Origin of the sequence: Curtobacterium sp. AB7 (genome assembly GCF_044909335.1) — a bacterium.
GTDB lineage: Bacteria > Actinomycetota > Actinomycetes > Actinomycetales > Microbacteriaceae > Curtobacterium.
Genome location: NZ_JBIYED010000001.1, coordinates 1,004,050 through 1,025,093, shown reverse-complemented (window position 1 = coordinate 1,025,093; position 21,044 = coordinate 1,004,050). Strand labels below are relative to the sequence as shown.

The window sequence follows — 21,044 nt, the reverse complement described above, 5'->3', positions numbered from 1 at the left end:
CGAGGTCAGCCCTCGACTCGGCGCGCTGAGAACCGCTTCTCCACGACGATCATCCACGTCAGACCGACCGCGGTGAGCACTGCTCCGAGGACGATCCCCTCGATGCGTGGGTCAGCCTCGCCCCGGCTCGGCCAGACCACGCCGATCAGCAGGCCCAGGCCGATGACCGTGAGCACGAACGCGCCGATCGTGCTGGCCGAGTTCGCCGAGAAGTGACGGCCCGACGGAATCGCCCGCATCGAGAACGCGAGCACGAACCAACCGCCGAGGACCCCAGCACTCACCGGGAACCACCGTCCCAGCACGAGCAGCAGCCCGAGCGACAGGACGAACCCGCCGGCGCACCAGAGCCACCACCGGTTCCGGTCCCGCCGCTGCTGCCCGGTGACGTCATCGTTCCCCATGCTTCGACCGTAGCGGTCACCGGCGATCGGCCCGGACGAGCCGATCGCCGGTGACCTGTCGGTGTCAGGACAGGGCGGAGAAGGACGCGTCGCGGATGAGCACGGTTGCGGCTCCGGCAGCGACCTGCTGCTGCGGGTCGCTGGACAACCCGAGCTGCCAGTCGCCGCCACCCGGCTTCGCGGGCAGCGTGAACTCGACGGTCGTGTCCGAGGCGTTCAGCAGGACCGCGACGGTGTCGTCGCCCTGTTCGAGGACGAGCATCACCGCCCGGTTGCCGCCGTCGGCCCAGTCCCCGTCCTCGAAGCCGGCGTTGTCGGCGCGGAGCACCGAGACGGTCGATTCGGAGTCACCGGGTGCCGTGCGGTACCACTCCGGACGCAGGGAACGGTGCTGCGCCCGGAACGCGATGGCCGCGGTCGTGAACGCGAGCAGGTCCCGGTCGGCCGCTTCCCAGTCGAACCACGAGATCTCGTCGTCCTGGCAGTAGGCGTTGTTGTTGCCGCCCTGGGACCGAGCGATCTCGTCGCCGCCGAGGATCATCGGCACGCCGGCCGACAGCAGCAGGGTGCCGAGGAAGTTTCGGCGCTGCCGGTCGCGGTACGTGTTGACGCCGGCGTCGTCCGTCGGCCCCTCGACGCCGCCGTTGAACGAGGCGTTGTCGCTCTCGCCGTCGTTGTTGTCCTCGCCGTTCGCCTCGTTGTGCTTCTCGGCGTACGAGGTCAGGTCCGCCAGGGTGAAGCCGTCGTGTGCCGTGACGAAGTCGACCGAACACAGCGGCGAGCGGCGGGACCCCTCGTAGACGTCCGGGCTGCCGAGGACACGCTGGACGGCGTCACCGAGCGCCCCCTCGTCGCCGCGCCAGAAGGCACGGAGGTCGTCGCGGTACTTGCCGTTCCATTCGGACCAGTCGGCCGGGAACCCGCCGACCTGGTACCCCGCGGTGTCCCACGGCTCGGCGATCATCTTGACCCGACGGAGCACCGGGTCCTGGTGGACGATGTCGAGGAACGCTGAGTGCTTCTCGGCCTCGCCGTCCTGTCGCGTCAGCGTCGTCGCCAGGTCGAAGCGGAAGCCGTCGACGTGCATCTCCTCGACCCAGTAGCGCAGCGAGTCCATGATGAGCCCGAGCGACGCGGGATGCCCGACGTTGAGCGAGTTGCCGGTGCCGGTGGTGTCGAAGTAGTTGGCCTCGTCACCCTCGACGAGGCGGTAGTACGACTCGTTGTCGATGCCCTTGAACGACAACGTCGGGCCCATGTGGTTGCCCTCGGCGGTGTGGTTGTAGACGACGTCCATGATGACCTCGAGCCCCGCGGCGTGCAGGGCCTTGACCATCTCCTTGAACTCGGCGACCTGCTCGCCGGCGGTGCCGCTGGACGAGTACTCGTCGTGCGGTGCGAAGAACCCGATGGAGTTGTACCCCCAGTAGTTGCGGAGCCCCTTGTCGGCAAGGGTCGAGTCCTGGACGAACTGGTGCGTGGGGAGCAGCTCGACGGCCGTGACGCCGAGATCGACCAGGTGCTGGATCGCCGCCGGGTGCGCCATGCCGGCGTAGGTGCCGCGGATCGCCTCGGGGACGTCCGGGTGCTGCTTCGTGAAGCCCTTGACGTGGACCTCGTAGAAGACGGTGTCGGCCAGGCTGGTCGAGGGACGGACGTCGTCGCCCCAGTCGAACGAGCGGTCGGCGACGACCGACTTCGGCATCGCGGCGGCGGAGTCGGTGTCGTCGCGGGTCTCGGGGTCGTCCATGTCGTGCCCGAAGAGCGCCTGACCCCACGCGTACGAGCCGTCGACCGCGGTGGCGTACGGGTCGAGCAGGAGCTTGGCACCGTTGTGGCGCAGGCCCTTGGCCGGGTCCCATGCGCCGTGCACGCGGAAGCCGTAGCGGGTGCCGACGGCCACGCCGGGGACGACGTCGTGGAAGGTGTAGCCGGTGCGGTGCTGCAGCTCGGTGCGGTGTTCGTTCCCGTCATCGTCGAACGTGCAGAACTCGACGCGCTCCGCGGTGCTGGAGAAGAGTGCGACGTTGGCGCCGCCGTCGACGAGCGTGACGCCGAGCGGGGTGCGGGCAGAAGTGGTCATCGTGTCGTTGTACCGGGCGGCCGCTGTGGTCCCGGCTCGCGCACGTACCCCGCCAGGCATGGATGCGCAGACCGGACAGCTGCGACCGCCTCGTCGGACACCGGACGGTGACCGAGGGCGTCTGCTCCTCGTTCGGGTCGAGGAGCAGGCGCCCTCGCGCTACGACGACGTCGGGTTCGGCGCGGCGGTCCGCGACGATGCCAGCCCGGAACAGGGATCGGGCCCCCGCAACTGGGCGGCGCGGGGTAGCTCACGAGACGGTACGGACGTGCCGCTCTCCGGGCGCACAGGTACGCGGAAATCGACGGGAGCGGCCCCGCTGCCATCCGGAGAACGCGCGTTCCCCGTTTGGGGGATACCAACGAGGGGCGTCGCCTGATTGGGTCATCGAGTCAGCAACTCCGTTGCGGACGAGATCCGCGCGGAGCTTTGGCACCAAGCGAAGGTGACCTCCCTCGGGTGGGGCGGTCACGGTGGGTGCCGGCGTGTCGATTCGGGTTCGACGCGGCGGCACCCCCATTCACGAGACGCACAGAGGTCCTCACTTCAGGGGACTCGCCTGTACCCCGTTCTGGGTGTACCGATTCGTCTGTCCTCCGACTGTGATGGGTGCCTGGGCTCCACTGTCCGCATCCACCCGAAGGAGCGCGCATGACCGTCACCGTCCCGCGTCTGAGCGCCGTCCTGTCGTCGGCCGAGCCGCCGCACCGATCGGCGCTCCGGCCGCTCCCCCGCGCGTGGACGCGGTGGCTCCTCCGGCTCGCGTTCGCCGTGCCCTACGTCGTGGTCGCCGTGCTCTCGATCGAGATCCCGACCACACCGCTCCTGGAGCTCACCGGCAACCAGGCGACCCTCGACCGGGCGACGGCGGCACTCGACGGCGGCGTCGTGCAGGCCGTCGGTCAGCTCTACCCGCTGCTCTCCGGCGTCCTGCTCCGGTTCCTGCCGTTCGGCGTGCACGGTGCAGCGGTCCTCGGCGGCCTCGCAGCCGGCGTACTGCTGCAACTCCTGGCGCAGGCCATGCTCCGGCGCGGTCTCCGGATGCGGAAGGTGGTCGTCTTCACGATCGCGCTCGGCGCGAACCCGCTCTACGCCTTCGTCGCCCTCAACGACCTGCAGGCCTTCCTCGGCATCGCACTGTTCGCGCTCGCGATCGCCGACATGGTGCGGTTCTTCTCGTACGGCGACACCCAGGCGGGGTTCCGTGCCGGCCTGTCGTTGATGGTGTCGACGCTCGTCGACCCCATGGGCCTCGTCTACGTCGTCATCGCAGCTCTGACCGCCCCGCTGCTGGAGCTCGCCCGGCACGGACAGCCGGGCATCCGCCGAGCGAACACGCTCGTCCTCGTGTTCCCGAGCATCGCCGTCATCGGCTCGATGTCCGTGCTCGACCTGCTCGTCCTCCGCGACCCGTTCGCGGCACTGCGGAACACCGTGCACACCGACAGCACCCGGCTGAGCGGCCTCGAGCACCTGGTGGGTTCGTTCGACGGGCTGTTGCTCCTCGCGATGGTCGTCGCGGGGTGCCTCCTGGCCCTGCTCGTGCACCGACCCGGTGCGATCGTCATCGTGGTCGCGCTGTTCGCCGGGATCCTCGCCGGCTACGCGATCGGGCTCATCCCGGTCGCCACCGCCGGCAACACGTTCGTCACGATGCTCGCCGTCGCGATCGCGATCCTCCCGCGTGTCAGCAGCCGGGTCACGAGCGCTCTCGTCATCGTGCTCGCCGCCCTCCAGATCCCGCTCGCGTGGACCGCGGCGTTCGAACGCGAGGTCGTCGCCGAGTGGATGCACGCCCTGATCTCGGCGGTGGGCGCATGACCGCCGTCGTGTCCGGTGCGTCCGCCGTCACCAGCGAGACCGACACCCCGTCGATCGACGAGACGACCGCCCGGCACCGCGGCGGCGAGTCCGACTGGCGCCCGCCGCACCGGTGCTCGGTCCGCCGGCACGTCGACGAGGGCTGGGTCGCCTCCGCACGGATCCGCGAGGGTGTCCTCGTCCTGACCAGCGGCCGGTCGGACCCGGATGTGCTCCGGGCCGCCTTGACCGAGGAGTTCGGCGAGCCGGTCGTGCTCCGAGCGGTCGATGAGGCAGAGGTCCGCCAGCGCATCATGTGGGAGCTGGACGACGAGGTCGCCGACCTCGCGGCACACGACCTCGCCCGGACGATCCCGGCCATGTCCGCCCGCACGGTGCTGTCCCGCGGTCAACAGGTCGGCGGCGGCATCGCCCTGCTCGCGTTCGCCGGCTGCCTGGTGATCGCTCCCGGCACGACGGCCGCCATCGTCACCGCGGTGCTCTCGCTCGGGTTCCTGGCCGGCATCGTCTTCAAGTTCTGGGTCTCCATGGTCGGCGCCCGCTTCGACCTCGTCGAGCAGGTCTCAGCGGCCGACGTCGCCGCGCTCGACGACACCACGCTGCCGACGTACACCGTCCTGGTCCCGGTGTTCCGCGAGGCGAACATCGTCGGCGACCTCGTCCGCAACCTCGAGGTCCTCGACTGGCCGAAGGACCGCCTCGAGGTCCTGGTCCTCGTCGAGGCCGAGGACCACGAGACACGCCAGGCCGTCCTCGACGCTGAACCACCGGCCTGGATGCGGATCGTCATCGTCCCTCCCGGGGCGCCGCAGACCAAGCCGCGCGCGTGCAACGTCGGCCTCGCGATCGCCCGCGGCGAGTACGTGGTCATCTACGACGCCGAGGACCGCCCCGACCCCGACCAGCTCAAGAAGGTGTTCATCACGTTCGAGCGGGCCGGCACCGACACGGTGTGCGTCCAGGCCGCCCTGAGCTACTTCAACGCCGACGAGAACGCCCTGACGCGCATGTTCACGCTGGAGTACTCGTACTGGTTCGACTACATGCTCGCCGGCCTCGACGCCCGGAACCTGCCGATCCCGCTGGGCGGGACCTCGAACCACTTCCGCACCGAGCTCCTGCGTGAGCTCGGTGGCTGGGACCCCTACAACGTCACCGAAGACGCCGACCTGGGCATCCGTGCGTCCGCGGTCGGGTACCGCGTCTCCGTCGTCAACTCGACCACGATGGAGGAGGCGAACACCTCGATCCCGAACTTCGTCCGGCAGCGGTCTCGGTGGATCAAGGGGTACATGCAGACCGCCCTCGTCCACGCCCGGCGCCCCCGTGCGCTCGTGCGGGAGATCGGGCTGCGCCGGGCTGCTGCGTTCGCGCTGCTCATCGCCGGGACACCGTTGACGTTCCTCGGCATGCTGCCCGGCATCGCGGTGACGATCGCCACGCTCGTGCTGCCCACGGCGTGGACGGCCTCGGTGTTCCCCGCCCCGGTGCTCTGGCTGTGCGTGCTCGACTTCCTGCTCGGCAACGCCACGATGATCTACCTGACCATGATGGGGCCGTACAAACGCGCTCGGTTCGACCTGATGCTCTGGGCGTTGCTGAACCCCGCGTACTGGGTGCTGCACTCGGTCGCCGCCTACAAGGGCCTGTGGCAGCTCATCACCCGACCCCACTACTGGGAGAAGACGGAGCACGGTCTCACCAAGACGTCATCCGTGTGAGTACTGCGGTCGCCGCGGCGTCTCCCGTTCAGGGGGGTGCGGCGGCGTAAGGATGGAACACGCTGTCGGCGGCCCGGCCATGTCCGAACCCGAGGGCGAAACCGTCCCCAGCGCTGAAAGCGGGAGGCCCGGCATCGCGCGAGTGGTAGGACCTGTCCATGGTGTTCTACGACGCACGTCCGATCCGCACGGCAGGGCAAGTGCTGCTCGATGTCGTCGTGGCTGCCGGGGTGGTTGCTGCAGTCCTGCTCGGGCGAGCGGTTTCTGCGTCGATCAGCGCCCTCGCCGACATCGGCACCCGGGTCCACGACCAGGGCGCCGCGTTCCAGGAGCAGTTGCGCAGCACCGCAACGGCACTCGAGAAGGTGCCCTTCATCGGGAAGTCGGTCAGCGCCCCACTGCAGGACGCGAGCCGGAGCGCACAGCGGATCGCTGCCGCCGGAGCAGAACAGCAGCAGGAGACGCTGCACGTGGCGCACCTGCTGGGTACCTCGCTGGCGACGGTGCTGATCATCGTCCTGGTGGTGGTCTGGATCCGGTACCGCGGCGGCTTCATCCGGCGCGCCACGCTCACACAGCGCCTCGGTCATCAGCCGGACGGAGCCGAGTTGCTCGCTGTCCGCGCGTTGACCACCCGGAACGCCGCCGGCTGGCTCGGCACGGACGTCGTCGACCGATGGCGGCACCGAGATCCGGACGTCATCCGCGCGCTGGCCGACCTCGAGCGGCGCTCCACCGGGCTCCGCGCGGCACCTTCGAGGACGTCGTGACATCCAGCCCACGAGTGGTGGACCAGGCGAGCGTGGATGTCTTCATCCACTCCACCGAACGCGTGTCGCACGCCTTCCGCGAAGCCAGCCTCGACTGAGGACGACCGACTCCCTCACGCGTCCCCCACGCGACTCACGGGAGTGGAGCTCCTCCGGCCCGACGGTGCGACGTGACGATGTCGATCTCCTCCCTCCGGAGCTCCGCCTCGACGCGGTGTTCCTCCGTGACGGTGTGGGTCGTCAGGGTGATGCGTTCGACCGGGACGACTGCTGTCGAGACCGTGATCTGTTCCTCGCGGAGGACCACGACGATCGGTTCGTGGACGGTGTCCGTGGTGCCGGCCGACACCGGTACCGCGCCGCTGATCGGCTCACGGACGAGTCGGATCTCCTCGTGACTGACGTCCACTGTGATGGTCCGCTGCTCGGTGACGATGACCCGCTCGAGCCGGACACGTTCGATGGCGTGGCGTTCGGTGCCGATGACGAGTCGCTCTTCGCGTCGGACCACGTCGAACTGGTCCGTCCGTTCGTCACCACCCGGAGCGTCGCGCGGTGCGTGGCGAGAGGTCATGGTCTTCTCCGATGCTGGGGGCACGGTCCCGAGCGAACACGGGAGCGCGGGGATGGCCCTCGGCCCCGCCCATGGTGAGCGGGGCCGACACACAGGGCGCGCTCAGTTCGAGCGATGGGAACTGGTCGTCGGCGAGGCAGCTCGCTTGGCCTTCCCGGCAGCCTCTTCTGCCTGCTCGACGACGGACGGCGCACGCTGGGCGTGCTGCTGGATCTTCGGGGCTTCTGCCTCGGCCTTCTCGAGGATCGCCTCCCAGCGGTGCTGCATCGGCTTGATGAGTCCGCCGCCGGCTCCGACGATGACGACGCCGGCGATGATCGCCAGGACCGCGATCAGGATCGGGGTGGTGACCGAGGTGGCCACGTCGATCTGGTTCAACGCCGCGGTCGCTCCGATGAAGACGATGAAGACCGCGACGATGTTGCCCAGCAGCTTGCCGTAGGAGAGACCACCGAGCGTGTTCTGGATCAGGCCCTTCGCTCCTGCCGCGATCGCCGCGGCGACCACGATGATGATGATCGCGACGATGATCTTCGGCAGGAACCCGATGATGCCGGCGAGGAGATCACTCACCGGGTTGGACCCGAAGACGCCGAACGCGAACTGGAGCACGAACAGCACCAGCGTGTAGTAGATGATCTTCGACACGATGTCGGAGGCGTCGAGTTTCGAGTTCGCGAGGGCCTTCTTGATGCCCCCACGTTCGACGGCACGGTCGAAGCCGACCTTGGTGAGGAGACGCGAGAGCCCCTTCTCGATGAGCTTCGCGACGATCAGGCCGACGACGAGGATGAGCAGGAAGAGCAAGGCGAGCGGCACGGACGCGATGACCGCGGCCAGTCCGTTCTGCAGAGCGGCGGGGAAGTCCATGGGGTGAGCCTTTCGGGTGAGGGTCGGGTGGACAGGGCGCAGAGAAAGCGTCCTGTGCTGGCGACGGACGTCCGGCTGTCGCCGAGCGGCCGTCGCCCAGCACGATCAGGAACGGGCGTCGCGGTCCGCGATGGTCTCGTCGGTCACGGCGGTGTCGTCGAGGACGATCTCCTCGTGCGCGACGTCCTCGGTGACCTCCTGCTCGCCGGCGATGGTCTCGGTGCCGAGCCGGACGCGCTCGACCGGGACCGTCTCCTTGGCGGTGACGACGCGCTCCTCGGTGAGCACGACCTCGTGTTCTTCTTCACTCAGTGCGGGCCCCGACAAGGCATCGTCGGCGGTCGCGTCGGTGATCGGCTCACGGCTGAGGGTGACCTCCTCGTGGCTGACGGGCACGGTCTTGGTGACCTGCTCGGTGACGATGTGCTTGCGCAGACGGGCACGGCCGGACTCGATCCGCTCGGTACCCACGTGCAGCCGCTCCTCGGAGCGGGTCATGGCGTCGTCCGTCGTCGGACCGGACGTGTCGTGTCCCTGGACGTCGGCGGAGTTCGTGCTCCGGTCGGCGTCCTGGTCGTACAGACCCGCATCCGCCGACGCGCTCGACGGGTTGCCGTAGAAGGAGTAGAGCGACTGCTCCTCGTCCGCGCTGAGCGCCCCGTCGGCGTCGACCCGCGGGGCGTCCTTCACGAAGGACTTCTCGTAGGCGACGTGGACGGCGCCGGCTTCGAACGTCGCGTCGTTCAAGGGTGCGAACGACTCCGAGGTGCCGAAGAGCCCGGTCCGCACCGTCACCCAGGTCGGAGCCTGGGTGTCGTTGTCGACGTAGACCTGGCCGACCGTGCCGATCTTGGCGTCGTCGCTCCCGTAGACGTCGGCGCCCGTGAGGTCGTTGATGCTGCTGCTGTCGATCATGGTGGTGCTCCTCTTCCCCGGCAGGTCGCCTGGGGTTCGATGCGGAGTGGATCCGAGGTGACGGCGGCGCACGGCCCGCTCGATCGGCGGAGACCACCACCTCGTGGACTTACGGCGTAAGCCCAGCGGGAGCTTACATCGTAAGTCGCGATAGCGTGGGTTTGTCGGCCGCGAACTCGGCGCAGCGCCCGTTGTCAGCCACGAACCGCGGATCGGCAGGGAGATCAGCCGTGGCAGCACGATCGAGGGCGAACCGTTCCGAGACGAACGCACCGAGGCTCAGCCGTGACCTCATCGTCGAGACCGCGTTGCACCAGATCGATCGGTCAGGTCCCCAGGGACTGTCCATGCGGTCACTCGCGCAGGAGCTCAGCGTGGAGGCGATGTCCCTGTACCGCTACGTGCACGGGAAGGAAGACCTGCTCGAAGGCGTCGTCGCCTCACTGATGCGGGATCTCACCTCGCAGCTCACCGAGGCCGAGGAAGCACACTGGCAAGGGTTCCTGCAAACGGTCGCCCATGCCGTCCGGCAGATCGCCACGGACCACCCGAAGGCGTTCCCGCTGGTGGCGACCCGCCACCCTGCAGCCCCTTGGCTCCGCCCGCCGCTGCGGAGCGTCGAGGTCGTCAACACGTTCCTGACCGCGCTGACGGGGAACGGCTTCACGGACGCCCAGGCGGTCAACGCGTACCGAGCGTTCAGCAGCTTCCTGCTCGGCCAGCTCCTCCTGCAGTCAGTGGTCAGCGGTGCCGAAGCAGGCCCAGCCGAGGAACCGCTCGACGAAGGAGGCGCCGCCATCCCCGAGGGCGACGGCAACACGTCCCTCGACGTCGCACCGGAGGTCCGCCGACTCCGCACGTTGTTGAGCGAGGACCGCAGCGACGAGGAGTTCGAGGTCTCCCTCGAGGCACTCCTCGACCGACTGGACCGCGAACTGTCGCAATGACCCGCGATCGCGGTCCGGCGACGCGGCCGTCAGACGTGGGCGTCGAGGTGCCCACCCCACACCTTGTACGTGTCGCGGTACCGGTGCTCGTCCGACTCGGGCCGCCACACCGACCGCGTCAGCTCGTCCGGGAACCCGACTGCGCGCACCCGTGGACAGGCTTCGACGACGAGTCGAGTCCGCGCGTTGAGGCGACGACCGTGCACCCCGGCTGCGAGCCGAGCCGGCCGGGACAGACTCCCGGCGTTGTCGAGGGGTGGGATCTCACCGATGACGACCTCGGCATCCACGGGCACCACCTCGCGCAGGGCAGCGATCGTGTCCCGGACGCGTTGTTCCCACACCCTCGTCGGCAGGACCCGGAGCGCATCCGTGATGCCGACCAACACGACGACGAGGTCGCACCGCCCCAGGTCCTCGCGGTGGGCGGCGATGACGGATGGGAGTTCCCGGACACTCGCCGACGGTGCGGGGAGCATCTTCCAGGCGACGCCGCGCGCGGTCCGTGCTGCCCGGTGCCGAGCGAAGAACGCGGGGAGCGAGAGCTCGTGGGTGCGGACGCCGAGCGACAGTTCGCCCCGCTCACCCACGAACACCACGCGATCCGGGTCCGGGCCGGGCACCGTGCCCTCCATCGCGTCGTCCGGGTAGAAGTCCCCGGTCGCGTCGAGGCGACGGAACACGAACTCGACGACGCGCGCACTGCGCGACGGGAACCTGAACGCAGCGCGGCGCAACGACTTCGTCCGTGACACTGCCCCACCTCTTCCGAGCACCTTCACCGACCGGGACCCGGTCGGTGTCCGGTTCCTCCAGCGTAGGCAGCGGCCCACCGCCAGGACACCGCGCCATCCACCTTGCGCGCCGGCCACGGGCCACAGACGACAGGAGGAGCGCGACGCGATCGGCACGCCTTGCCATCGGGGCAGGTGTGCGCCACTGTGTGGAACACAAGCTTGCTTCGAGGAACAGGGGCCACATGCTGTCGTTGGTGTACGTGAGCACGATGAGCCGACCGGTCACGGACGAGGAACTCGCCGAGATCCTGGTGGTCGGTCGCGAGAAGAACCTGCAGCTGGGCATCACGGGGATCCTCGCCCACCAGGGGAGCAACTGCATCGGCATCATCGAGGGCGACGACGAGGTCGTGCGGGAACGGTTCGAGGGCATCCGTCAGGACCCCCGTCACACCAACGTGCGCCAGGTCGCCGCGGACACCGTCGCGACGCGGTCCTTCCCGGAGTGGTCGATGGCGTTCCAACCGGCGGACCCGTTGATCAAGGAGATCCCGGGGTTCCTCGACCTCTTCGCCGACGGGCACGCGCCCGACCCCGCCACCGGGACGTCCCGCGCGACGGCCCTGCTGGAGTGGTTCCGGAAGCACCCCCTGGCGCCGCTGACGAACCAGCACGGCGACGACGGCATCGAGCTGCGCACCCGGATCGTCAACGCGACGATCACGGCGCTGCACGACACCGGGGTCGAGCAGGTCGACGTCGACACCGTAGCCGCCCGGTCCGAGATGACCGTCGACGAGCTGCGCACCCACTTCCCCACCCGCGAGAGCCTGCTGACGGCGACGGTCGACCGGTGGTCGAGCTCCGTGTCACGGCCCGTGCGGCCGATCGCGGACACGCACGGCGCGGTCGCCTACCTGCACGCGCTGGTCGTGGCGTACTCGGAGGAACCGGCGCTGATGCGACTGCTCGCCTCGACGCTCGCCTCGAGCACCGACCCCGGGCACGAGGGCGCGGAGTACTACCGCACCCTGTACCTCCGGTTCCGTCGGACCGTCCGGGAAGCACTCGAGCGGGACATCCGGGTCGGTCGCGAACCGGCCACCATGGATCCCGCGCGTGCCACCGAGCAGCTCCTCGCGCTCTACGACGGTCTGCGGATCCAGTCGCTCCTCATCGAGGGGTTCGACATCATCGCGTCCTTCGACCGTGCGGCGTCACGGCTGCGGCGGGGGTGGGCCGAGGACTACCGGCACACGGACCTCTTCGAGATCCCGGTCGAGGGCACGGGCGATCACAACGCCCGCGAGAAGCAGACCGACTCAGGGTCGTCGCGGTAGGGCCCGAACGGCTGGATCCGCACGAACCCGTTCCGGCTGAACAGCGCGGCGGCGTGCGGCTGCAGCACGCCGAACTCGGCGACGACCGCCGGCGCCTGCAGCTCTTCGGCCTGCGCGAGCAGTTCGAGCACCAGCAGGTCGCCGACGCCCTGCCCGCGGGAGTCCGGTCGGACGAACAGCCGCCGGACCTCGAACACGCCGTCGCCGGCCGCACTCAGCGACGCGGTGCCGAGCGCCAAGCCTGAGCGGTCTCGGGCGATGACGTGCACGGCGGCGGCCGCCTCGGTCAGCGGACGGCCACGGTCGGCCGGGCGGCCGTAGATCCGGTCGACCTCGATCCGCGCCGCGGCGCGCAGCCGGACGGCGTCCTCGTGGTCGAAGGGCTCGGCCGCGACCGAGAACGTCAGGTGCTGCATCGTGGTGTGTTCCTCGCCCGGCGCCGCGTCGTCGCGGTGCCCGTGGGTGATCGGTGTGCGTGCCGCCGCTCGAACCCGAATCGAGCGGCGGCACGGTGTGCGCTCTGCCGCTCGAACCCGAATCGAGCGGCGGCGCGTGCAGACGACTGGCGTCTGCCCTCGGACGCCCTAGCGTCCGTGGTCTGTGGTGGGTCTGGGGGCAGCCCACGAGGTCCTGGTCAGCTCACCAGGTCGAGGTCCCACACGGGGGCGACGTACTCGCGGGACCATCCCTCGCGCAACCGGGTGACTGCCCGGTCGAACGCTTCGAGCAGGTCCATCTCGGGGCGCACCATGGACTGCAGCTGCAGTCCCTCGTAGGTCGCGAGCAGCTGCTCGGCGCCGCGCGACGGCTCCATGGTGCTCGGCTCGCGACCGAGCAGGCTGTCGCGCTGCAGGGAGTCCTGCACGAAGGCGTGGAAGCGGCGCCACCGCGCGTGCAACATCGGCGCGAGCGGGTGCTCCGGTGACGCCGCGATGTTCAGGGTGGCGGTGAGGAAGCGCATCAGGGACGGGTCGGCGATGTTCGCGGTCACGATCGCACGCAGGAACGGCACCGTCCCGAACCGTTCGGCGAGTGGCATGAGCGGTGCGGTGCGCTGCTCGTTCCAGTGGTCGATGGTGGCCAGGAGCAGACCGTCCCAGCTGGGGAACGTCCGCTCGACCACGTCGACGTCCTGGCCGGCGTGGTCCGCGACGACGGCCGGGGTCACCTCGTGGAGCGGACGTGTCCGCAGTGCCGTGATCATCCCGTCCACGACGGCCGATCGGAGGGCAGCATCGTCCGAGGTCCGGCGCGATGATTCGATGTGCATGCATACACCCCACCAGGCACATCGGTCCCACCCAAGCCCCCGAACGGGGATCGCGCGCAAAACGGACCAGCACGATCCGGCCACGACACTTCCCACCGATCGACCTGCGAGCGGTACTCATCCATGCAGTGGGGACGGATCGTACCGGTCGTGGTGCCGGCCCTGGTGGTCACCGGCGGGCTCGCGGGGTGCGATGCGGAGGGCCGGGTCCAGCCCCGCCGGGACACCGAGGAGAAGAGCGTGGCGTGTGCCTCGCGCATCGCACTCGACACTCCGGCCGAACGCCGTGCAGCTGCTGACCTCGTCGTCGATGCGGAGGTCGACAAGACCGGCCGCACCGTCGAGTTCCGGGGCGTCTACGACGTCTACGACGCGTCGGTCACCGACGTGTCGAAGGGCGACGACCCCGGCCACACCATCCTGGTCATCAGCACCTCGGACCAGTGCGAGACGAGTGGTGAACCCGTCGAGTACCTCGACGGCGACGTCCTCGCAGCGGAAGGAACGTTCCGCCTCTACCTGACGAAGGCCGACCCCGAGGACGACGTCTGGCGCCTCGTCGTCCCCGGCGCCGCCGAGCCGCTCACCACCGGCTGACGCCCGGCACGCACCACGCGCGCCCTACGGCTCGGGGACCGCCACGATCCGGTTCTGGTAGGCCCACACCACGGCCTGCAACCGCGACCGCACCCCGAGCTTCGGCAGCATCCGCGCCAGGTGCGACTTCACGGTCGAGACCTCGAGCACGAGCGCGACCGCGATCTCCTCGTTCGACATCCCCTGCGCGAGCAGCAGCAGGACCTCGCGTTCGCGGGCGGTGAGCACTCCGTCTGCCCGGTCCCCCGACACCGGCTGCAGGCTCCGCCGCGACACGAACTCGCGCAGCACCCGCCGGGTCAGGGCCTGGTCGAGCGTCCCGTTCCCCGCGGCGACCTGGCGCACGGCGTCGACGATGGTGTCCGGCTCGGCATCCTTGAGCAGGAACCCGGAGGCACCGGCCTCGAGCGCCCCGAACACGTAGTCGTCCAGGTCGAACGTCGTCAGCATCAGCACCGGGATCGCCGGATCGGCGTCCGGAGCGCAGAACAACCGGGCGAGCTCGATGCCGTTCATCACCGGCATGCGGATGTCCAGGCAGGCCACGTCGGGTCGCAACGAGCGCGCCTGCGCGAGCGCCTCGCCGCCGTCGGCGGCCACGCCGACCACCTCGATGTCGGCCTCCGCGCCGAGCAGGGCGGACACCCCGGCACGGACCAGCGGCTGGTCGTCCGCCACCAGCACGCGGATCACGCGACCACCTCGTCACCGTCGGTGGCCTGCGCGGGTGCGGCAGGTGCCTCCCGTCCGAGCGCCAGCTCCACCAGCCATCCGCCGGTGGCGGTGGGACCGGTCTGGAGGCTCGCCCCCACCAGGTCCGCCCGCTCGCGCATCCCCCGCAGGCCGTTGCCGCCCGACGGTGAGGTCGGCGCTGCCGGAGCGGCGGCCGGTGCGTTCTCCACCCGGATCACCACCCGGGCCTCGTCGCGGTCGTCGACGGTGACCGTGCACGGGGCGGACGGGGCGTGCAGGGCGGCGTTGGCCAGGGCCTCCTGCACCGTCCGGTAGGCGGCGAGCTGCGCGAGCGGGCCGACGCCGTCGGCGAGCGCCTGCACTCCGCGCTGGTGGTCGCCAGCGAGCACGTCGAGGCGCACGTCGCTGCGGAACCGGGCACGCTCGACCAGGTCGACGATGCCGGCGACCGTCTCGACCGCGCGTTCGGCGGGGACGTCCTCGCGCAGGAGCCCGACCAGGCGGCGCAGGTCGTCGAGGACGGCGGTGCTCTGCTCCCGCACCTGGCGGGCGCCCTCGTGCGCGCGCTCCGGGTCGCTGTCGATCTGCCGGTCGATGACGGCGGCCATCAGGGCGATGCCGGACAGGTGGTGGGCGGCGATGTCGTGCAGTTCGCGGGCCATGGCGGCACGCTCACGGGACACCGCGGCCTCGACCAGGGCGTCCTGTTCACGGAAGACCGCGCTCGCCTCGGCGGTGCGGGCGGCGCGGACCTCGCGGCGGGAGCGCACCAGCAGGGTGACCAGGAGCGGGAGCCCGACGGCGCCGACGGCCTGCAGGACGCCCTGGCCGAGTGCGCCGGACAGGACCGCGTTGCCCGCTGCCACCAGCGCGCCGGCGACCAGCAGGGTCGGCCACAGGCGCACGAGCGGGACGCGGAGGGCGGCCAGGACCACGGCGACCACCACCGGCAGGGCGGTGAGGCCGAACAGGTCGAGCGACTGCGGGGCGAGCGCGGCGACGAGCACCGGCAGCACGGACACCGCGACGAGCACGGCGCGCGGTGCCCGACGGGCGGCGAGCAGGGCGGCGGATTGGGCCAGCAGGCCGAGCGCCAGGACGGTCCACGCAGCGGTGAACGGTGCCGGCACCCGCATCGCCAGGGTGGCGCCGTCCGGCTCGAGGCCGTCGAGCGGCGGCAGGCCGAGCAGCAGGCCGATGGCCACGACGCCCGTGCCGAGCGCGACGAACACGTCGACGCGCCGGTCGCGGGTGCGCTGCGCGCCGTCGCGCTGCGTGCGGGTGCGCGGGTCAGCGGAGGCCATCGTGTGATCCTACGAGGCGGGTGCGGGCGGGGACCGGGGCGTCGATCGGCAGCGCTCGGCGAGCCGGGTCGTAGCCCAGGCGTCCGCGGGTCACGACGAGGAGCACCGCGGCCGCGACCGTCGAGGTGATCGTCAGGCCGATCATCAACGTGCCGGCGGTCATGCTCGGGTACATCTCCGGGAACAGCGTCGAGATCGTGTTGTTCACGCCGACGTGCAGCAGCAGCGCCAGTGGCAGGCTCTCGCCGGTCTTGTTGAACACCTGGATCATCACGACGTTGAAGGTGATCGTGAACAGGGCGAAGACGACGGGTTCACTCCAGTGCGCGTTCGGCCACCCGCCCCAGTCACTCAGGTAGAGCGGCATGTGCCAGAGCGCCCAGACCGGACCGAGGATCGCGGCGGCTCCGAGCCCACCGAAGCGGTGCTGCAGGCGGGGCAGGGCGAAGTCGCGCCAGCCGGGCTCCTCGCTCAGCCCGGTCGAGAACAGCTGGATGAGCAGGCCGGGCACCAGGGCGGCGAACGCCAGCGCCGAGGGTGCCCGGACGTCACCTCCGGCGAAGGGCAGCGCGGACGCCACGATCATGGCCGGCACGACGACGAGCGCCAGGGCGTACCAGTACCAGGCGACCCGCCAGCGGAACAGCCGGCCGACCCAGCGACGGAGGCCCGGACGGCCGTCGGCGACCGCGGTGACGATGAACGCGCCGCCCAAGGGGCCGAGCAGCGCCCCGGGCAGCACGCCGGTGAACTGGGCGGAGCCGAGGACCTCGGGGAAGTGCAGGTCCCACACGCCCAGGCCGTGCGGCGACAGGATGTACGGGATCCACGCCAGCCAGCTCAGGCCGAGCGCGAGGGTGAAGAAGGACGCGAGCGGGTGCCGGGCGATGACGCCGCTCGCTCCCCCTCGCTCCTGCGGAGTGGTGCCGGCGGTGGGCCGGACTTCGGTGGTGTTCGTCATGCACACGACGCTAGGAACTGCGGGGTCGCGCGACGACCGGCTTCGGGATGCACCTGCGGGAGTTCCGTCGAAGGATGCAAGGCCTCCCGGGCCGTTCAGGCGGTGTGCTGGGCGGCCACGTGGGCCAGCACGACGGGGTCCTCGCAGCCCCGGGCGAACCCGCGGATGCGCCGGTCGATGTCCCGCTGCAGCACGAGCACGCCGATCCGTTCGGCGAGTGGCGCCAACCGCTTCGGCCGGCAGGTGAAGTTGTACCGCCAGACCGCCAGCGTGTGCCCCGGCTCGCCCTCGGCCGCGGAGAAGCGCCACCCGCCGCCCATCCGCTCGAAGAACCACGACCCCTTCGTCATCTTCATCCCGACGTTCGACGGCGGGTGGTACGACACGTACTCGCTCTCCATCGCGAAGCCGAACCGCTGCACGGTGTACGTCCGGACGCCCTTGCTGGGGACCGTCGCACCACCGACCAGGTGCTGCCGTCGGATGAAGGGGTCCCAGCGCTTCCGGATCGCGCCCTGCGTCTGCGAGACGGCGAAGGCGACCTCGGGCTCGACCGGAACGACACAGCGGGACTCGACGACGGGCATGAGTCATCCTCGCACGGTGCGGTGGCCGCCGGCCCGTGCGAGGTTGGTCACTCCGTGCGCGGACAAAGCCCTGCACCGAGTGGTCAACCTCGCACCAGGCGCAGCGCGGCGTCAGCGCAGCGCGGTGTCAGCGCAGCGCGGCCCGGAGGGCGTCGGCGATGGGCGCAAGCGCGGCGTCGATCTCGTCGGCGACCCGAGCGTGGGTGGCGTCGGACCGGCGGTAGGGGTCGTCGACGTCGTCGGCGGCGGGTTCGGCCGGCGGCGGCACGGTACCGCGCAGCCGTGCGACCCGTTCGACCAGGGCCTCGGGCGAGTGCACGTCGGCCAGGTCACCGGGCTCGAGCCCCCCGAGCACCCGCGCGAACTGCTTGATCGTGAACGCCCGCTTCGTCGCCCGAGGCGCGAGGGACGCCACGGCCCCACGGTGCGACCGTTCGGCCGTCAGCACCAGGTCGGCGTCCTCGACGATCGCGGCCGTCAGGTAGCGCGAGCCGTGCCCCGACGGGTCACCGCCGAGCCGCACGGACTGCGCCGCAGCGGCGCCGTCCATCGCGGCACCGTCGTCGGCGATGGTGCCAGCGGACTCGACCACGAACGCCGCAGCGTCCGGACCGAGTCGCGCCGTCAGGACCTGCGCGCCGAGCGGCGAACGACAGATGTTGCCGCTGCAGACGAACAGGACCCGCATCGTCAGGCGCCAGCGCCGAGCAGGTCGTGCCGGACGACGATGGCGTCGCGGCCCGGACCGACACCGATCGCGGAGATCCGCGCACCGGACATCGCCTCGATCGCGAGCACGTAGTCCTGCGCGTTCTTCGGTAGGTCGTCGAACGAACGGGCACCGGTGATGTCCTCGGTCCAGCCGGGGAACTCCTCGTAGACGGGCTTGGCGTGGTGGAAGTCCGACTGGTTCACGGGGACCTCGTCCACGCGCACACCGTCGACCTCGTACGCGACGCACACCGGGATCGTCTCGAGCCCGGTCAGCACGTCGAGCTTGGTCAACACGAAGTCGGTCACGCCGTTGATGCGCGCGGTGTACCGGGCGATCGGGGCGTCGTACCAACCGCAGCGGCGCGGACGGCCCGTGGTGGTGCCGAACTCGAAGCCGTTGGCGCGCAGGAACTCGCCGGACTCGTCGAACAGCTCGGTCGGGAACGGACCGGCGCCGACGCGGGTCGTGTACGCCTTCACGATGCCGATGATGCGCTCGAGCTTGCCCGGGCCGATGCCGGAGCCGGTCGCTGCGCCACCGGCGGTCGCCGACGACGACGTCACGAACGGGTAGGTGCCGTGGTCGACGTCGAGCATGGTCGCCTGACCGGCCTCGAACAGGACGGTGTCGCCGCGCTCCAGGGCCCGGTGGATCTCGAGGGCCGTGTCCGCGACCATCGGGCGCAGGCGCTCGGCGTACGACAGCAGCGACTCGACCACTTCTTCGGCGTCGATCGCGCGGCGGTTGAAGACCTTGACGAGCAGGTGGTTCTTCTGGTCGAGGGCCGCTTCGACCTTCTGACGCAGGATGTTCTCGTCGAAGATGTCCTGGACGCGGATGCCGACGCGGTTGATCTTGTCGGCGTAGGACGGACCGATCCCACGACCGGTGGTGCCGATCTGGCGCTTGCCGAGGAACCGCTCCGTCACCTTGTCGATGGTCCGGTGGTAGTGCGTGATCAGGTGGGCATTCGCCGACACGAGCAGCTTCGAGGTGTCGACGCCGCGGGCCTTCAGCGCGTCGAGTTCCTGGAACAGCACCTCGAGGTCGACGACGACGCCGTTGCCGATGATCGGGGTGACGCCCGGGGTGAGGATGCCGGACGGCAGCAGGTGCAGCGCGTACTTCTCGCCGCCGACGACGACCGTGTGCCCGGCGTTGTTGCCGCCGTTGAACTTCACGACGTAGTCGATGCGGCTGCCGAGGAGGTCGGTGGCCTTCCCCTTGCCCTCGTCGCCCCACTGGGCGCCGATGATGACTGCTGCGGGCATCTGGTTCTCCTCACGTTGGCGGAGGACCTCACGCGACCAGGCGGGCCGGTGGTCCACCCGAGTCTATCGGCTGGTCACCTCCGCGTCACCCGACCCCCGCACCCCTGCCCGCGGCGAGGTCATGTGACGGCGCCGGGGTCCATCCGCGGCACCGTGGCCCGGAACCGCCATCGACGCACCGCGGTCAGCCGTGCTCGCCGTGCCCGACGGGCGCTCGGGGCGAGCCTCGGACGGAGCAGACCGACGCACGTGACGATGGTCAGTTCGACTCGCTGCAGGATCGAGACCACGCGGCCCCGGTGCGCCGCCGTCACCCGGATCGCACCGTCCGCCCGGGCCGCTTCCACCAGCGGGTGGAAGGACGCCTCGGACGCGGACCCGGCGTGCTCGACCCGCGCCGCTCCGACCGCGACGAGGGGGTGGCCGGCGGCACGTGCACGTCGGGAGAGATCGGCGTCCTCGCAGTACATGAAGAACTGCTCGTCGAACGGGCCGAGTCGACGGAGCACCGCGGTCGCTGCGAAGAGCGCGCCGCCGCTCACCTTCTCGACGTGCCGGATGCCGTCCACACCGAGGGCGTCGGACCACCGAGCGCGCTTCACCAGCCGCTCGCACGAGAAGTCCCAGTCGATGTACCCGTCGCGTTCGACCGCCCCGTCGCGGATCATCCACCCACCGAGGAGTGCGTGCGGCACTCGGCGACCGGCCGCCAGGAAGGCACCGAGCGCCGGCTCCTCGAGGGCGGCGTCCGGGTTGAGGACCAGGACCGACTCGGCTGTGGCCGCTGCGATGCCGAGGTTGACCGCGGCACCGAAGCCGACGTTGCCGGGCGACTCCACCACGACCAGTCGGAGGCCCGCGGGGACCGACTCCGGCGGCAGTGCCCCGCCGTTGTTCACCAGGATCAGGGTCGCGACGACGCCGGATCCGGCGGCCGATCGCGCCACCGAGTCGAAGCAACGCGCCAGGAGCGTCGGATCCGAGTGGAAGTGGACGACCACGACGTCCACTCCGGGCGACGGGTCACGAGAGGAGTCCATTGTGACATCCTAGCATGTCACATTCCTCCGACACTCGAGCCGGAGCGACATCGATGGTACCCGCCGAGGCAGCACCGGCCGATCACCGGAGGCCCGGTGCCGCCCGACACCGGGCCTCCCGATCGTGCGCGACGCGCCTGGTCGCGATCAGGCGCGGAAGAAGTCCTGGTAGGACGGGTCGCCGACGGGCTGTGAGTAGCCGGGCTCGGCGAGGCGCTGCTCGATCATCGCCTGGACGACGTCGGGCGGGGTGAGTCCCCGGCGGCGCCACTCGGTCGGGTTGGCCCGGAGCTGGCTGAGCGTGTTCTGCATGCTGCAACCCTGGCACCGTGTAACTAGTTTGTCTAACTACCTGTCCTGAATCCGCGTCCTCGGAGCGCCGGATCTCGTTTCGTGAACAGGAGATGTCGGGCCCGAACTCGGG

22 protein-coding genes are annotated in these 21,044 nt (G+C 70.4%); 6 read left to right on the top strand and 16 right to left on the bottom strand.

Annotation, left to right across the window (positions count from 1 at the left end):
* Window positions 1–5 precede the first annotated feature (5 nt).
* Window positions 6–404 carry a hypothetical protein gene (locus ABH929_RS05105; protein ID WP_404560372.1) on the bottom strand — a complete coding sequence of 133 codons (399 nt, stop codon included), beginning with the start codon at window positions 402–404 and terminating at the stop codon, window positions 6–8.
* A gap of 64 nt (window positions 405–468) precedes the next feature.
* Window positions 469–2,487: a glycogen debranching protein GlgX gene (gene glgX, locus ABH929_RS05100; RefSeq protein WP_404560371.1), complete on the bottom strand. Its 2,019-nt coding sequence runs from the start codon at window positions 2,485–2,487 to the stop codon at window positions 469–471.
* Window positions 2,488–3,138: 651 nt separating this feature from the next.
* On the opposite strand from glgX, the gene ABH929_RS05095 reads away from it, so the two are divergent.
* From ABH929_RS05095 to ABH929_RS05085, 3 genes are all read left to right on the top strand, one after another.
* The gene (locus tag ABH929_RS05095; protein WP_404560370.1) at window positions 3,139–4,308 is read left to right on the top strand and encodes a hypothetical protein; all 1,170 of its coding nucleotides are present in this window, start codon (window positions 3,139–3,141) and stop codon (window positions 4,306–4,308) included.
* Window positions 4,305–6,029 carry a glycosyltransferase gene (locus tag ABH929_RS05090; RefSeq protein WP_404560369.1) on the top strand — a complete coding sequence of 575 codons (1,725 nt, stop codon included), beginning with the start codon at window positions 4,305–4,307 and terminating at the stop codon, window positions 6,027–6,029. Before ABH929_RS05095 ends, ABH929_RS05090 begins: the two co-directional genes overlap by 4 nt.
* A gap of 158 nt (window positions 6,030–6,187) precedes the next feature.
* Window positions 6,188–6,799 (top strand): hypothetical protein, encoded by a 612-nt coding sequence (locus tag ABH929_RS05085; protein ID WP_404560368.1) that lies wholly within the window; start codon window positions 6,188–6,190, stop codon window positions 6,797–6,799.
* Window positions 6,800–6,932: 133 nt separating this feature from the next.
* On the opposite strand, the gene ABH929_RS05080 is transcribed toward ABH929_RS05085, so the two are convergent.
* The 3 genes from ABH929_RS05080 to ABH929_RS05070 all read right to left on the bottom strand — a co-directional run bounded on the left by ABH929_RS05080 (window position 6,933) and on the right by ABH929_RS05070 (window position 9,158).
* Window positions 6,933–7,373, bottom strand: coding sequence for a YsnF/AvaK domain-containing protein (locus ABH929_RS05080; RefSeq protein ID WP_263055152.1), 441 nt, complete (start codon window positions 7,371–7,373; stop codon window positions 6,933–6,935).
* Window positions 7,374–7,475: 102 nt separating this feature from the next.
* Window positions 7,476–8,243 (bottom strand): hypothetical protein, encoded by a 768-nt coding sequence (locus tag ABH929_RS05075; RefSeq protein WP_404560367.1) that lies wholly within the window; start codon window positions 8,241–8,243, stop codon window positions 7,476–7,478.
* Between the two features lie 105 nt (window positions 8,244–8,348).
* Window positions 8,349–9,158, bottom strand: a complete 810-nt coding sequence (locus tag ABH929_RS05070; RefSeq protein WP_404560366.1) for a DUF2382 domain-containing protein — start codon at window positions 9,156–9,158, stop codon at window positions 8,349–8,351.
* Between the two features lie 230 nt (window positions 9,159–9,388).
* Here ABH929_RS05070 and ABH929_RS05065 point away from each other — a divergent pair, with 230 nt between their 5' ends.
* Entirely contained in the window at window positions 9,389–10,105 is a 717-nt protein-coding gene (locus ABH929_RS05065; protein WP_111086143.1) for a TetR/AcrR family transcriptional regulator C-terminal domain-containing protein, read from the top strand.
* 29 nt (window positions 10,106–10,134) lie between these two features.
* Here the strand turns inward: ABH929_RS05065 and ABH929_RS05060 are convergent, their stop codons facing one another.
* Window positions 10,135–10,860 (bottom strand): hypothetical protein, encoded by a 726-nt coding sequence (locus ABH929_RS05060; protein ID WP_263055154.1) that lies wholly within the window; start codon window positions 10,858–10,860, stop codon window positions 10,135–10,137.
* Between the two features lie 224 nt (window positions 10,861–11,084).
* On the opposite strand from ABH929_RS05060, the gene ABH929_RS05055 reads away from it, so the two are divergent.
* A complete protein-coding gene (locus ABH929_RS05055) occupies window positions 11,085–12,182 on the top strand; it encodes a BLUF domain-containing protein (RefSeq protein ID WP_404560365.1) in 1,098 nt (365 codons plus the stop codon).
* Here the strand turns inward: ABH929_RS05055 and ABH929_RS05050 are convergent.
* Together ABH929_RS05050 and ABH929_RS05045 are read right to left on the bottom strand one after the other, a co-directional pair.
* A complete protein-coding gene (locus tag ABH929_RS05050; RefSeq protein WP_404560364.1) occupies window positions 12,137–12,598 on the bottom strand; it encodes a GNAT family N-acetyltransferase in 462 nt (153 codons plus the stop codon). The two genes, ABH929_RS05055 and ABH929_RS05050, sit on opposite strands and share 46 nt — an antisense overlap.
* A gap of 218 nt (window positions 12,599–12,816) precedes the next feature.
* Window positions 12,817–13,452 (bottom strand): TetR/AcrR family transcriptional regulator, encoded by a 636-nt coding sequence (locus tag ABH929_RS05045; protein ID WP_131881141.1) that lies wholly within the window; start codon window positions 13,450–13,452, stop codon window positions 12,817–12,819.
* A gap of 123 nt (window positions 13,453–13,575) precedes the next feature.
* Here ABH929_RS05045 and ABH929_RS05040 point away from each other — a divergent pair, with 123 nt between their 5' ends.
* A complete protein-coding gene (locus ABH929_RS05040) occupies window positions 13,576–14,049 on the top strand; it encodes a hypothetical protein (protein WP_404560363.1) in 474 nt (157 codons plus the stop codon).
* A gap of 24 nt (window positions 14,050–14,073) precedes the next feature.
* On the opposite strand, the gene ABH929_RS05035 is transcribed toward ABH929_RS05040, so the two are convergent.
* From ABH929_RS05035 to ABH929_RS05000, 8 genes are all read right to left on the bottom strand, one after another.
* Window positions 14,074–14,742 (bottom strand): response regulator, encoded by a 669-nt coding sequence (locus tag ABH929_RS05035; protein ID WP_404560362.1) that lies wholly within the window; start codon window positions 14,740–14,742, stop codon window positions 14,074–14,076.
* Window positions 14,739–16,046 (bottom strand): sensor histidine kinase, encoded by a 1,308-nt coding sequence (locus tag ABH929_RS05030; protein WP_404560361.1) that lies wholly within the window; start codon window positions 16,044–16,046, stop codon window positions 14,739–14,741. Before ABH929_RS05030 ends, ABH929_RS05035 begins: the two co-directional genes overlap by 4 nt.
* Complete coding sequence (locus tag ABH929_RS05025) at window positions 16,033–17,007, bottom strand: type II CAAX prenyl endopeptidase Rce1 family protein (protein WP_404560360.1); 975 nt, start codon at window positions 17,005–17,007, stop codon at window positions 16,033–16,035. The genes ABH929_RS05030 and ABH929_RS05025 overlap by 14 nt, the downstream gene beginning before the upstream one ends.
* Window positions 17,008–17,102: 95 nt before the next feature.
* A complete protein-coding gene (locus ABH929_RS05020; RefSeq protein WP_404560359.1) occupies window positions 17,103–17,594 on the bottom strand; it encodes an SRPBCC family protein in 492 nt (163 codons plus the stop codon).
* Window positions 17,595–17,721: 127 nt separating this feature from the next.
* A complete protein-coding gene (locus ABH929_RS05015; protein ID WP_404560358.1) occupies window positions 17,722–18,282 on the bottom strand; it encodes a low molecular weight phosphatase family protein in 561 nt (186 codons plus the stop codon).
* Window positions 18,283–18,284: 2 nt separating this feature from the next.
* Entirely contained in the window at window positions 18,285–19,580 is a 1,296-nt protein-coding gene (locus tag ABH929_RS05010; RefSeq protein WP_263055163.1) for an adenylosuccinate synthase, read from the bottom strand.
* A gap of 119 nt (window positions 19,581–19,699) precedes the next feature.
* Entirely contained in the window at window positions 19,700–20,620 is a 921-nt protein-coding gene (locus ABH929_RS05005; RefSeq protein ID WP_404560357.1) for a glycosyltransferase, read from the bottom strand.
* Between the two features lie 147 nt (window positions 20,621–20,767).
* A complete protein-coding gene (locus ABH929_RS05000) occupies window positions 20,768–20,932 on the bottom strand; it encodes a hypothetical protein (protein ID WP_159573348.1) in 165 nt (54 codons plus the stop codon).
* Between the last annotated feature and the right edge of the window lie 112 nt (window positions 20,933–21,044).

Coding starts and splice junctions, on each gene's coding strand:
- ABH929_RS05105 (WP_404560372.1), bottom strand. CDS start 404: ATGGGGAACGATGACGTCACCGGGCAGCAGCGGCGGGACCGGAACCGG.
- glgX (WP_404560371.1), bottom strand. CDS start 2,487: ATGACCACTTCTGCCCGCACCCCGCTCGGCGTCACGCTCGTCGACGGC.
- ABH929_RS05095 (WP_404560370.1), top strand. CDS start 3,139: ATGACCGTCACCGTCCCGCGTCTGAGCGCCGTCCTGTCGTCGGCCGAG.
- ABH929_RS05090 (WP_404560369.1), top strand. CDS start 4,305: ATGACCGCCGTCGTGTCCGGTGCGTCCGCCGTCACCAGCGAGACCGAC.
- ABH929_RS05085 (WP_404560368.1), top strand. CDS start 6,188: ATGGTGTTCTACGACGCACGTCCGATCCGCACGGCAGGGCAAGTGCTG.
- ABH929_RS05080 (WP_263055152.1), bottom strand. CDS start 7,373: ATGACCTCTCGCCACGCACCGCGCGACGCTCCGGGTGGTGACGAACGG.
- ABH929_RS05075 (WP_404560367.1), bottom strand. CDS start 8,243: ATGGACTTCCCCGCCGCTCTGCAGAACGGACTGGCCGCGGTCATCGCG.
- ABH929_RS05070 (WP_404560366.1), bottom strand. CDS start 9,158: ATGATCGACAGCAGCAGCATCAACGACCTCACGGGCGCCGACGTCTAC.
- ABH929_RS05055 (WP_404560365.1), top strand. CDS start 11,085: ATGCTGTCGTTGGTGTACGTGAGCACGATGAGCCGACCGGTCACGGAC.
- ABH929_RS05050 (WP_404560364.1), bottom strand. CDS start 12,598: ATGCAGCACCTGACGTTCTCGGTCGCGGCCGAGCCCTTCGACCACGAG.
- ABH929_RS05045 (WP_131881141.1), bottom strand. CDS start 13,452: ATGCACATCGAATCATCGCGCCGGACCTCGGACGATGCTGCCCTCCGA.
- ABH929_RS05040 (WP_404560363.1), top strand. CDS start 13,576: ATGCAGTGGGGACGGATCGTACCGGTCGTGGTGCCGGCCCTGGTGGTC.
- ABH929_RS05030 (WP_404560361.1), bottom strand. CDS start 16,046: ATGGCCTCCGCTGACCCGCGCACCCGCACGCAGCGCGACGGCGCGCAG.
- ABH929_RS05025 (WP_404560360.1), bottom strand. CDS start 17,007: ATGACGAACACCACCGAAGTCCGGCCCACCGCCGGCACCACTCCGCAG.
- ABH929_RS05020 (WP_404560359.1), bottom strand. CDS start 17,594: ATGCCCGTCGTCGAGTCCCGCTGTGTCGTTCCGGTCGAGCCCGAGGTC.
- ABH929_RS05015 (WP_404560358.1), bottom strand. CDS start 18,282: ATGCGGGTCCTGTTCGTCTGCAGCGGCAACATCTGTCGTTCGCCGCTC.
- ABH929_RS05010 (WP_263055163.1), bottom strand. CDS start 19,580: ATGCCCGCAGCAGTCATCATCGGCGCCCAGTGGGGCGACGAGGGCAAG.
- ABH929_RS05005 (WP_404560357.1), bottom strand. CDS start 20,620: ATGGACTCCTCTCGTGACCCGTCGCCCGGAGTGGACGTCGTGGTCGTC.
- ABH929_RS05000 (WP_159573348.1), bottom strand. CDS start 20,932: ATGCAGAACACGCTCAGCCAGCTCCGGGCCAACCCGACCGAGTGGCGC.